Annotated in this window: 12 protein-coding genes; 4 read left to right on the top strand and 8 right to left on the bottom strand. The window is 70.4% G+C overall.

Annotated features, from left to right (window positions below):
• Window positions 1-16 precede the first annotated feature (16 nt).
• The 8 genes from ACLBYD_RS08525 to ACLBYD_RS08490 all read right to left on the bottom strand — a co-directional run bounded on the left by ACLBYD_RS08525 (window position 17) and on the right by ACLBYD_RS08490 (window position 7,246).
• Window positions 17-1,087 carry a quinone-dependent dihydroorotate dehydrogenase gene (locus tag ACLBYD_RS08525; protein WP_447816089.1) on the bottom strand — a complete coding sequence of 357 codons (1,071 nt, stop codon included), beginning with the start codon at window positions 1,085-1,087 and terminating at the stop codon, window positions 17-19.
• Window positions 1,088-1,133: 46 nt separating this feature from the next.
• Window positions 1,134-1,388 carry a DUF5703 family protein gene (locus ACLBYD_RS08520; RefSeq protein WP_006551956.1) on the bottom strand — a complete coding sequence of 85 codons (255 nt, stop codon included), beginning with the start codon at window positions 1,386-1,388 and terminating at the stop codon, window positions 1,134-1,136.
• On the bottom strand, window positions 1,388-2,410 hold the full coding sequence (locus ACLBYD_RS08515; protein WP_447816088.1) for a hypothetical protein: 1,023 nt from the start codon (window positions 2,408-2,410) through the stop codon (window positions 1,388-1,390). The genes ACLBYD_RS08520 and ACLBYD_RS08515 overlap by 1 nt, the downstream gene beginning before the upstream one ends.
• A 139-nt stretch (window positions 2,411-2,549) precedes the next feature.
• Entirely contained in the window at window positions 2,550-3,422 is an 873-nt protein-coding gene (locus ACLBYD_RS08510; RefSeq protein ID WP_447816087.1) for a heme ABC transporter ATP-binding protein, read from the bottom strand.
• Entirely contained in the window at window positions 3,413-4,510 is a 1,098-nt protein-coding gene (locus ACLBYD_RS08505; protein WP_447816086.1) for a FecCD family ABC transporter permease, read from the bottom strand. The genes ACLBYD_RS08510 and ACLBYD_RS08505 overlap by 10 nt, the downstream gene beginning before the upstream one ends.
• 7 nt (window positions 4,511-4,517) lie before the next feature.
• A complete protein-coding gene (locus ACLBYD_RS08500; RefSeq protein ID WP_447816085.1) occupies window positions 4,518-5,543 on the bottom strand; it encodes a heme/hemin ABC transporter substrate-binding protein in 1,026 nt (341 codons plus the stop codon).
• A gap of 3 nt (window positions 5,544-5,546) precedes the next feature.
• Window positions 5,547-6,212: a biliverdin-producing heme oxygenase gene (locus ACLBYD_RS08495; protein ID WP_447816084.1), complete on the bottom strand. Its 666-nt coding sequence runs from the start codon at window positions 6,210-6,212 to the stop codon at window positions 5,547-5,549.
• 95 nt (window positions 6,213-6,307) lie between these two features.
• A complete protein-coding gene (locus ACLBYD_RS08490; RefSeq protein ID WP_447816083.1) occupies window positions 6,308-7,246 on the bottom strand; it encodes an aldo/keto reductase in 939 nt (312 codons plus the stop codon).
• Between the two features lie 211 nt (window positions 7,247-7,457).
• On the opposite strand from ACLBYD_RS08490, the gene ACLBYD_RS08485 reads away from it, so the two are divergent.
• The 4 genes from ACLBYD_RS08485 to ACLBYD_RS08470 are packed head-to-tail and all read left to right on the top strand — an operon-like array spanning window position 7,458 to window position 10,515.
• Window positions 7,458-8,303, top strand: coding sequence for an undecaprenyl-diphosphate phosphatase (locus tag ACLBYD_RS08485; protein WP_174247147.1), 846 nt, complete (start codon window positions 7,458-7,460; stop codon window positions 8,301-8,303).
• 36 nt (window positions 8,304-8,339) lie between these two features.
• Window positions 8,340-9,068 (top strand): histidine phosphatase family protein, encoded by a 729-nt coding sequence (locus ACLBYD_RS08480; protein WP_258259474.1) that lies wholly within the window; start codon window positions 8,340-8,342, stop codon window positions 9,066-9,068.
• Window positions 9,069-9,113: 45 nt separating this feature from the next.
• Window positions 9,114-9,704, top strand: coding sequence for a DUF3090 domain-containing protein (locus ACLBYD_RS08475; RefSeq protein WP_006551966.1), 591 nt, complete (start codon window positions 9,114-9,116; stop codon window positions 9,702-9,704).
• Window positions 9,705-9,708: 4 nt separating this feature from the next.
• Window positions 9,709-10,515: an SCO1664 family protein gene (locus ACLBYD_RS08470; protein WP_447816082.1), complete on the top strand. Its 807-nt coding sequence runs from the start codon at window positions 9,709-9,711 to the stop codon at window positions 10,513-10,515.
• Window positions 10,516-10,569: the final 54 nt, after the last annotated feature.

The raw sequence follows: 10,569 nt of genomic DNA, 5'->3' as shown, positions 1-10,569 counted from the left end.
CCCCGTCCGTTGCAGGTCAGACCCGTGCGGTGGCGCCCACCGCGTCGGCGATGGAGCGGTAGCCGTGCGCGCGCAGCTTGCGGGCGATGCCGCGGTTGATACGTCGCGCCCAGAACGGACCGCCGTAGATGAAACCGGTGTAGCCCTGGACCAGCGCCGCGCCGGCGAGGATGCGCTCGAACGCCTGCTCCGGGGTCTCGATGCCGCCCACCGAGACCAGGGTGAGGCGATCGCCGACCCGTGTGTGCAGCCGGCGCAGCACCTCGAGGGACCGCTCGGCGACCGGGGCGCCCGACAGGCCGCCCGCGCCGATCTCCTCGATGCGGCTCTGCGGGGTGTTCAACCCGTCTCGGCGGATGGTGGTGTTGGTGGCGACGATGCCGGCGAGCCCGAGTTCGAGTGCCAGGTCGGCCACCACGTCGACGTCCTCGTCGGACAGGTCGGGGGCGATCTTCACGAGCACCGGCACGGTGACGGTGTCCAGCACCGCGGCGAGGATCGGGCGCAGCGACTCGACGGCCTGTAGGTCCCGCAGGCCCGGGGTGTTGGGGGAGGAGACGTTGACGACCACGAAGTCGGCGAGCGGGCCGAGGAGTCGTGCGCTCTCGGTGTAGTCCTCGGCGGCCTGCTCGGCCGGCACGACCTTCGTCTTGCCGATGTTCGCGCCGATGGGAACGGTGCGGCGGCGTTGCCGGAGCCGATTGGCAGCCTCCCCGGCACCGTGGTTGTTGAATCCCATCCGGTTCACGATCGCCCGGTCCTCGGGGAGGCGGAACAGTCGCGGCTGCGGATTGCCCGGCTGTGCCTGGGCGGTGACGGTGCCGATCTCGGCGAACCCGAATCCGAGCGGACCCCACACATCGACACCGGTCGCGTCCTTGTCGAAACCGGCCGCCAGACCCACCGGCGTGGGGAACTGCACGCCGAAGACGGTGTTGCGGAGGATGGGGTCGTCGGTGACGAGCACCTTCGCCACCAGGGTGCGCAGCGGCCCGAAGCGAGTCGACCAGCGCATCGCGAGAAAGGCGAGGTGGTGGGCTCGTTCCGGCGGCAACAGGAACATGAGCCGAAGAAGATAGCGGTACACGAACTACTCCCTGCAAGCCCGGTCCACGACGGTCCGGGATCTGTTATCAACCAACGGTGGGTTCGGGGACGTGATGGGCGGTTTTGCGGCGGCGCAGCAGCACCCGCCGGCTCCCGTCCGGATACAGACGCACCCGGGTGAGTTCCCAGCCGTGGAATTCGGCGGAGATCGCCAGACGCATCGACGCGCTCACCCGGGACACGTCCCGGGGCAGCTTGAGCGGCACGTATTCGTATTCGTCGTTGCTGGTGTCCCAACCGACAGGCATCCGGGTCAACCGGCCGAGTCGCTCGTTCGCCATCACTGTCCTTCGATCGGGATCCGTTGCAGTCCGTCACCGGTTGCCGACGCGATCACCAGTGCCGCATCGGCCGGATCGACGGCGATCGAATTCGGTTGCCGCACCGTTGCGAAGCGGTGGCGTTCTCGCGGGATCCCGGTCGAAAGATCGTAGCCCACGACCTCGTTGCTGCCGGTCAGAGTCACCCAGATCAGGTCCCGCGTCTCGTCGTAGGTCACAGCGTACGGGGCGGGGCCGACGGGATAACGTTGCCGCAGGACGATCGCGTCGAGGGTGTAGACGAGCAGTTCGTCGCCGGTGGTGTCGGTGACCACGACGCGTCCGAAGGGGTCGGTGGTCAGCTGCGTCGCACCTTCGCCGGCACGCAGCGCGGGCCCGAGATGGGCGTCGGCGAGGTCGAGCTCGGTGAGGGAGGTCTGCCGGCGGTCGAGCGCCGCGACGGCGTCACCGGTGACGGCGAGGGCGTCGACGGAGGCGAGGCCACCGACGGTGGTGGCCACCTCGCCGGATTCGGGGTCGACGACGAGCACGCGGCCGTTGTCGGTGCCCACGGCCCAGCGGCCGTCGGACAGCACGGCGGCCGACGCGGCATTGCCGTCGACCGGGACCTCGGTGATGGCGCCGTCGGCGACGTCGATGCGCAGCACGGCCCCGGACACGGGGGCGAGCACACTGCCCTCGGGGCCGGTCACGACGGTCGCGGCGGACGACGGCAGGTCCACCAGGCGCGGTTCCGTCCCGGGACCGTCGAACGCCGTGTCGTCGAACAACGCGACCCGTGCTCCGTCGTCGACGAGCGCGGCGAAGGTACCCGTGGACGGTTCGACGACCAGCGCATCGACCTGCAGGTCGAGCGGACGGACGTCGCCGGCAGGGGACGGGCCGACCTCAGGGGCGGCCGCAGGAGTGGCGGGTTCGATGGTCTGCAGCACGTCCGGGGTGCTCTCCGACGAGCAGCCGGCCAGCACGACCATCGCGATCGCGCCCACCATCGTGACCGCTCGGATCCCCGCTCTGCCCATCGTTGCTCCTCGTCCTCGGATTCGATTCGCACCTGCCGGACGCGTCCCGGCGCCCGGCACGCCGACCTTCAGTGTTCCTGATGCCGGTCGCGGGGAAGAAATCAGTGGGTCGTCCGCCGGGCCGGATGTGATCTGCTGCTCAGGTCTGCGCCGAGGCGGACCGGTCGCGGCTCGGACGTCGCGGCAACACCAACGGGGTGCCGGTCTCGGGATGGCGGCCGATCGCCACCGGGTACTGGTACACGCGGCCGAGCAACTCTTCGGTGAGGACGTCGTCGGGTGCGCCGTCGGCGACGATGCGTCCCTGTTCGAGCACACAGACGCGGTCGGCGTAGGCGGCGGCGAGCCCGAGATCGTGCAGCACGACTACCACGGCGTGCCCGTCGTCGGCGCGGGCCCGCACGACCTGCATGACCGCCTCCTGGTGGCCGAGGTCCAGCGCCGCGGTGGGTTCGTCGAGCAGCAGCGTCTCGGTGTCCTGGGCCAGCACCCGCGCGAGCGCCACCCGGGCCCGTTCGCCGCCGGACAGCGCGGGGAACGGCCGATCGGCCAGATGGGCGACGTCGCAGGTCGCGAACGCCTCGGCGACGATACGGTCGTCGTCGTCCTGCCGCGGGGTGCGCGCCCACGCCGCCCGTCCCATCCGCACGACCTGCCGGGCGGTGAACGGGAAACCGACGGTGTGCTGCTGCGGCAGCACGGCGCGGCGGCGCGCCAGCGCGATCGACGACCACCGCTCGAGGGGACGGCCCTCGACCTCGATGGTGCCACCGCTGATCGGATGGTCGCCGGACAACGCCGCGAGCAGAGTGGACTTGCCGGCGCCATTGGGGCCGACGAGCGCGACGACCTCACCGGTGCGCACTTCGAAGTCGACGCCGTGCAGGATCTCCCGCTCGCCGCGCCGCAGCCGCACACCCACCGCGCGCATCGTCGCGGTGCCGGGCGCCGAGCGGGCCGGGATGGTGGTCGCCGGGGCTCCGAGGGAGCGGGGGAGCAGCCTCATGCCCATCCGCCCTGCTTCGCGCGGGTGCGGCGCAGCATCAGGAAGAAGACCGGGCCACCGATGAGTGCGGTGATCATGCCGAGCGGCAGGTCGGCGTTCTCGACCAGGGTGCGCGCCCCGAGGTCGGCGGCGAGCAGGACGACCGCGCCGGCGAGCACACTCGCCACGACGAGCACCCGGTGGGCGGGGCCGAGCGCCAGGCGCATCAGGTGCGGCACGACCAGGCCGACGAACATGATGATTCCGGTGAAGGCGGTGGCGCCGCTGACCAGCACCGCGACCGCCAGGATCGACAGCTGCCGGACGCGTTCGACGTCCACACCCAGATGCCGGGCGACGCTCTCGCCGAGCGCCAGCAGGTCGAGTTTCGGGGCGAGCAGGACCGCGACGAGCACACCGGCCAGGGTCAGCGGCGCGACCACCGCGACGATGTCCCAGGTGGCTCCGCCGAGACTGCCGAGCTGCCAGAACACGATCTGGTCGCGGGCGGCCGGGCTGGCGACGAAGGTGAAGAACGCGATGAGCCCGCCGGCGACGGCGTTGACGGCTACGCCGGTGAGGATCACCGTGACGACCTCCGTGCGTCCGTTCGATCGGGACAGCACGTAGACCAGCACGGTGGTGATCAGACCGGAGACGAGTGCGGCACCGGCCAGCGCCCAACCGGCGGTGAATGCCCCGCCGAGCACGATCACCGCGGACGCGCCGACAGCGGCGCCGGAGGACACACCGATCACGCCGGGTTCAGCGAGAGGATTGGCGAAGATGCCCTGCAACAGCGCCCCGGAACAGCCGAGGGCGGCACCCACGAGCATCGCCAGCACCACGCGCGGGAAGCGCACCTCCCACAGAGTCACTTCCCCGGCGGGATGCGCGGGCACCGGCCCGAGATCCAGCCCCATGCGGTGCAGCAGACTGCCGACCACCTCGGCGGGACTCGTGGGCACCTGACCGAGGCACGCCGACGCGACGGCCAGGGCGAACAGGGCGACGACGAGACCGACGAGGACGACGGTGGTGCGTCCCCGTCCGGCCTTCCGCAGTGCCCGGTCGGGCAGACCGGTGGCCTCGGTGACTTCTTCGCTCACGGACATCCGGCGATCACGACCGGTCCGGCGGGTAGAACGCCTCCACCAGAGCGGCCAGGACCTTGCCGGTCTGCGGGCCGAAGCTGAGCAGGGTCGAATCGTCCATGTCCACGATGGTGCCCGTCTTCCCGGCCGGGGTCTGCGCGACGCCCGGGAGCTGCGCGAGCCCGTCCGGTCCGCCCACCGAGTCGAGACTGTGCGTCATCACCAGGATGATGTCGGGCGCCGAGGCGATCATCGCCTCACTGGTGATGGGCACGAACTGCGAGTCCAGGCCGGCGAGGATGCCGGCGTCGCGACCACCGGCGGCGGCGACGAGCGCATCGGCCCCCGAGCCGGGGCCGCCGAGCATCTTGATCGCCGAACCGCGCAGATAGAGGAAGGCGACGGTGGGTTCGGGATGATCGGCGGGGATCGAGTCCTTCGCCGCGGCGATCTCGTCGAGCGTGCGCTGCGCGAGCGCGGCACCGGCCTCGGGGACACCGAGCGCGGCCGCGACCGCATCGATGTCGTCGGCGACGGTGTCGAGGGAGCGTTCCGGGTCGACGAACACCACCGGCACGCCGGTCGCGCGGATCTGTTCCTGCACCGCCAGCGGACCGATGGAGGTGTCAGTGAGCACGACGGTCGGATTCAGCGCGAGGATCGCCTCGGCGTTGAGACCGTGCCCGCCGGGCGTGACGTTGGGGATGTCCTCGATCGCGGGGAAGGACGCGGTGGAGCGGCCGACGAGCTTGTCGCCGAGGCCGAGAGAGTACACGGTCTGCGCGAGGGTGCCGGAGCGGTCGGCCACCACGATCCGGGAGATGTCGGTGATCGTGGTCTCGACCCCGTCCACGCCGCGCACCGTCACCGGCAGCACGGGTGCGGTGTCGGTGGTGATCGGCTCGGGTTCGGAGTCGACGACGGCGGTGCGCGGACCGGTCGCGACGTCGGTGGCGGTCGTGCCGTCGGTGGTGGGGGCACTGCACGCGGCGACGACGAGGACACCGAGCGCCGCGATCAGCGCGACCGGAAGGCGGAGGAGGGAACGGAACATCGGTCAGGCACGCACCCGGTAACGGTCGATGTCGCGCGCGAGGTCGGCGAACAAGGCACCGTTGAGCCCGTACACCAGGTTCGCCTCGTCGATGACGGTCTGTTGCTGGTCGCCGTCGAGCGGTGCGGCGTCGAGCTTCGCGCGGTAGGCGTCCTTGAACGGCTTGGTCTTCGGGATCCCGTCGAAGATGTAGAAGCGCAACCCGTCGCGCTCGTAGCCGTAGGCACGTTCGAGCATGCGGCGGATGATCTGGCCGCCGGACAGGTCGCCGAGATAACGCAGATAGTGGTGCGCGAGGAAGGCTTCCGGGGACACCGCCGCGACCTGCTCGAGCCGGTCGACGTAGGCGACGGTCGCAGGCAGCGGCGCGATGCGGTCGCGCCAGTCGGAGCCGACGAGGAAGTCGAGGTCGGCTTCGAGCGCGGCGGTGCGGAGCAGTTCGTCGCTGAGGAAGGGGCCGGCGATCGGGTCGTCTGCGTAGCCGCGACCGATCCGCTCGAGGCTGTCGTAGACGAACCAGGTCTGCGCGATGAGCCCGGCGTGGGCTTCGGTCGACAGCTTGCCGCCGAGCAGTTCCGAGACGAACACCGAGTTCTCGGTGTCGCTGTGCGCCTGCTGGGTCTCGAGCCGGATGCGCTCGGCGAATCCGACGACTTCGGTCGTGGCCATCGACCGACCTCCCCTCACATTGCCTGTACCGAATGTACTCGGCAGGCTAGCCTAACCTTCCGGAAAAGGGCAGGGTGCGGGCGGTGTCGCCGAGATCACGCGCTCACGTCGTCGAGCGCCGCGGCGATCGCCGGCGGCAACGCCAACTCCTCCGCGACCAGCACTCCGGTCAGTTGCGCGAGATCCCGGGCACCCACGAGTGTCGAGGCCACGTGCGGCCGGTCGCGCACCCACGCCAGCGCGACGGCCAGCGGGGAGGTGCCGAGCCCGTCGGCGGCCGTGGCGACCGCGTCGACCACGCGCACCGCGGATTCGGTGAGATAACGGCGCACTTCCTCGGTGTGCACGTCGTCGGCGCCGCGCGAATCCGCCGGCACCCCCGACCGGTACTTACCGGTGAGCACACCGCCGGCGAGCGGCACGGCCGCGAACACACCCACGCCGTGGTGGGCCGCGGCGGGGATCAACTCCTCCTCGACGCCGCGGGCGAGCAGGGAGTACTCGACCTGCGTGCTGATCAGCGGAGCCGGACGCCGGGCCGCTGCCGCGGCGGTCGCGAGCTGCCAGCCGAGATAACCGCGCACCCCGACGTAGCGCACGCGCCCGCTGGTCACGGCGAATTCGAGGGCGTCCATCACCTCGTCGACCGGGGTGTGCGGATCCCACGTCGCGACCTGCCACACGTCGAGGTGGTCGGTGCCGAGTTCACGCAGGGTCGCGTCGAGCTGGTTGAGCAGGCCCGAGCGGGAGCAGTCCACCCGGCCGGAACCGAGTGTGGTGGTGTCGATGCCGGAGCTGCCCGACAGCACCAGCTGGTCGCGGGGCACCACGTCGTCGAGCAGTTCGGCGAGGATCCGTTGCGAGACCCCGTCCCCGTAGGCGGGGGAGGTGTCGACGAGCGTGCCGCCCACATCCACGAAGGCCGACAACTGGGCCGCGGCCTCGTCGCCGTCCGTTCCCCGACCCCACGTCAAGGTGCCCAGGCCGAGCCGTGAAACCCGCAGGCCGCTCGCACCGACTGTCCTGTATTCCATAACCGTCCGCGTTTCCTCCCGACACGACGGGACGTCGCCGCGCTCGGCCACGACCCCGGTACTGCACCCTAATGCGCGACAGGCGCGCGGCAGCGTCCGGCGCGCCGACCGGTCGGGTTCCACGTACCCTTCGCCGAGTGAGAACTGCTCCCTGCATCCGCGACCACCGATCCGTCCCCACCGCAGCCTTCGTGCCGGGGGTCGCCGCATGATCGGCGAATCGATGACCTGGCTGCAGACGATCGTCCTCGGCATCGTGCAGGGCCTCACGGAGTTCCTGCCGATCTCCTCGTCCGGCCACCTGCGGATCGTCTCGGAGATCTTCTTCGGAGAGGACGCCGGCGCGTCCTTCACGGCAGTCACCCAGCTGGGCACCGAGGCCGCCGTTCTGGTGTTCTTCGCCGGCGACATCTGGCGGATCCTGCGGGCCTGGTTCCGCGGCCTGTTCCACAAGGAGCACCGCGCCGATCACGATTACAAGATGGGCTGGTACGTCATCCTCGGCACCATCCCGATCGGCATCCTCGGCGTGCTGTTCAAGGACGACATCCGCACCGTCGCCCGCAATCTGTGGCTCGTCGCCACGATGCTCATCGTGTTCTCGATCGTCATCGCCGCTGCCGAGTACTTCGGCAAACAGCGGCGCGACGTGAGTCAGCTCACCCTCAAGGACGGTCTGATCATGGGTTCGGCGCAGGCGCTGGCCCTGATCCCCGGTGTGTCCCGCTCCGGCGGCACCATCTCCGCCGGTCTGTTCCTCGGGCTCACCCGCGAGGCCGCCGCCCGATACTCGTTCCTGCTCGCGATTCCCGCCGTCGTCGCCTCCGGTCTGTTCAGCCTGCCGGACGCCTTCGAACCGGCCGGTGAGGGGCTCAATGCCTCGGGAGCGCAGTTGCTCGTCGCGACCGTGATCGCCTTCGCGGTCGGTTACGCCGCGATCGCCTGGTTGCTGCGCTTCGTCGTCAACCACTCGATGTACTGGTTCGTCGGCTACCGCGTGATCCTCGGCGTGATCGTGCTGGGACTGCTCGCCACCGGCGTGGTCTCCGCCACCTGAGAGGCTGCCGACAGGCGGTACCTCTAGGCTGGGCGCATGACGGTCATCCTGCTGCGGCACGGACGGTCGACGGCGAACACCTCGCACGTGTTGGCCGGTCGTTCCCCCGGTGTCGAACTCGACGAGGTCGGCCACGTCCAGGCGAAGAATCTCGTCACCCGGTTCGCCGGGCTCGAGATCACCGAGATCGTGCGGTCGCCGCTGCTGCGGTGCCGGCAGACGGTGCAGCCGCTGGCGACCGATCGTGGACTCGAACCGGTCGTCGACGAGCGACTCGCCGAGGTCGACTACGGGCAGTGGACCGGACGCGAACTGAAGGAACTGGTCAAGGAACCGCTGTGGGCGGTCGTGCAGCAGCACGCCTCCGCAGCGGTCTTCCCGGACGGTGAAGGGCTCGCGCAGGTGCAGTCCCGCGCGGTCGCTGCGATCCGCGAACACGACCGGCGCCTGCGCGAGGCGCACGGCAAGGACGTCGTGTGGATCGCGTGCAGCCACGGCGACGTCATCAAGTCGATCCTCGCCGACGCGCTCGCGACGCATCTGGACAGTTTCCAGCGGATCGTCGCCGAGCCGGCGTCGATCAGCGTCGTCCGCTACACCGACACCCGGCCGTTCGTGCTGCGCGTGAACGACACCGGTTCGGACCTGTCCGGGCTTGCCGGGCCGTCCGAACCCAAGTCCGTGCCCGGCGGCGAAGTGCCCGGCGCGGTCGAGGAACCCGGCGACCCACCGCAGGGGCACCGACAGGAGACGGCACGCGGATAATGGCAGTGTCCGTCATGGCAGAGTGTGGGGACTCGAGGAGGTGTGATGGCCCGCGCGATACACGTGTTTCGAACACCTGATCGGTTCATCGCCGGCACTGTCGGTGAACCGGGCGACCGGGTGTTCTACCTGCAGGCCGTGCACGAGTCCCGTGTGGTGAGCGTGCTTCTGGAGAAGCAGCAGGTGCAGATCCTGGCCGACCGGATGGGGCTGTTGCTCGAAGAGGTGCAGCGCCGCTTCGGCACCGTGATCCCCGACGACCCCGAGGTCGACGTCAGCCCGTTGGTGACACCGATCGAGGCCGAGTTCCGGGTCGGCACCATGGGTCTGGGCTGGGACGCCGACGCCGGATCGGTGGTGGTGGAGTTGCTCGCGGTCACCGACACCGAACTCGACGAATCGGTGGTGCTCGACGACACCGAGGAAGGTCCCGACGCGGTGCGGGTATTCCTCACCCCGGTGCAGGCCCGCGAATTCGCGGCCCGCTCCGAACTCGTCGTCTCGGCCGGGCGCGCGCCCTGCCCGCTGTGCGGCGAACCGATCGGCGCCGACGGACACATCTGCGTCCGCACCAACGGTTACCTGCGTACCCCCGGATTCGATCCGGCCGCGTGGTTCGGCGAGGAAGAAAGCTGACCGCGTGACGGCGCCGGACGTGCGGAGCGTGCTGACCGACGGCGACCTCGACGTCGTCGGGCAGATCGCGCACGCGAGCAACGCGACCCTCGTGTGCGACGCGCAGCTCGGCGACACCGAGGTGCGGTGCGTCTACAAACCCGTCCGCGGGGAGCGGCCGTTGTGGGACTTCCCCGACGGCACCCTCGCCGGACGCGAGGTCGCCTCGTACCTGATCTCCGAGGCACTCGGCTGGGACGTCATCCCGCTCACCGTGCTGCGCGACGGCCCGTACGGTCCCGGCATGGTGCAGCGCTGGATCGACACGGTCGACACCGCGCAGGGCGGAACGGAACGCCTGGATCTGGTGGACCTGTGCCCGGCCGGTGCGGTCGCGCAGGGGTGGCTGCCGATCCTGCGTGCCCGCGATCTGGACGGCGCCGAGGTGGTGCTCGTCCACGCCGACGATCCGCGCCTGCAGCGCATGGCGGTGCTCGACGTCGTCCTCAACAACGCCGACCGCAAGGGAGGCCACGTCCTCGAAGGTCTCGACGGACACGTCTACGGCGTCGATCACGGCATCTGCCTGCACCAGGACGACAAGCTGCGCACCGTGCTGTGGGGGTGGAGCGGCGACCCGGTCGACCCGGTCCTCCTCGCCGACCTCGACAAGCTGCTGCGCCGGTTCGACGGCGGCTTCGCCGAGGAGCTGTGCGAGCACATCACCGCCATCGAGGTGCGTGCCCTGCAACGCAGGATCACCCGCTTGCTCGAACATCCCGTGATGCCGCATCCGCGCGGCGACCGGCGCATTCCCTGGCCCGCCTTCTGAGTCCGCGGCCGTTCGCCTGCCGCACGCCCGGGTGCCCGCGCGGAGCACTCCCGC

This window comes from Rhodococcus sp. C26F (assembly GCF_053345925.1).
The sequence above is the reverse complement of the archived record's forward strand: the minus strand, read 5'-3'. Positions and strand labels throughout refer to the sequence as shown.

What these genes read in the sequence shown, in the direction of transcription:
- ACLBYD_RS08520 (WP_006551956.1), bottom strand. Translation starts at nt 1,388, where the DNA reads ATGGCGAACGAGCGACTCGGCCGGTTGACCCGGATGCCTGTCGGTTGG.
- ACLBYD_RS08515 (WP_447816088.1), bottom strand. Translation starts at nt 2,410, where the DNA reads ATGGGCAGAGCGGGGATCCGAGCGGTCACGATGGTGGGCGCGATCGCG.
- ACLBYD_RS08510 (WP_447816087.1), bottom strand. Translation starts at nt 3,422, where the DNA reads ATGGGCATGAGGCTGCTCCCCCGCTCCCTCGGAGCCCCGGCGACCACC.
- ACLBYD_RS08505 (WP_447816086.1), bottom strand. Translation starts at nt 4,510, where the DNA reads ATGTCCGTGAGCGAAGAAGTCACCGAGGCCACCGGTCTGCCCGACCGG.
- ACLBYD_RS08500 (WP_447816085.1), bottom strand. Translation starts at nt 5,543, where the DNA reads ATGTTCCGTTCCCTCCTCCGCCTTCCGGTCGCGCTGATCGCGGCGCTC.
- ACLBYD_RS08495 (WP_447816084.1), bottom strand. Translation starts at nt 6,212, where the DNA reads ATGGCCACGACCGAAGTCGTCGGATTCGCCGAGCGCATCCGGCTCGAG.
- ACLBYD_RS08490 (WP_447816083.1), bottom strand. Translation starts at nt 7,246, where the DNA reads ATGGAATACAGGACAGTCGGTGCGAGCGGCCTGCGGGTTTCACGGCTC.
- ACLBYD_RS08480 (WP_258259474.1), top strand. Translation starts at nt 8,340, where the DNA reads ATGACGGTCATCCTGCTGCGGCACGGACGGTCGACGGCGAACACCTCG.
- ACLBYD_RS08475 (WP_006551966.1), top strand. Translation starts at nt 9,114, where the DNA reads ATGGCCCGCGCGATACACGTGTTTCGAACACCTGATCGGTTCATCGCC.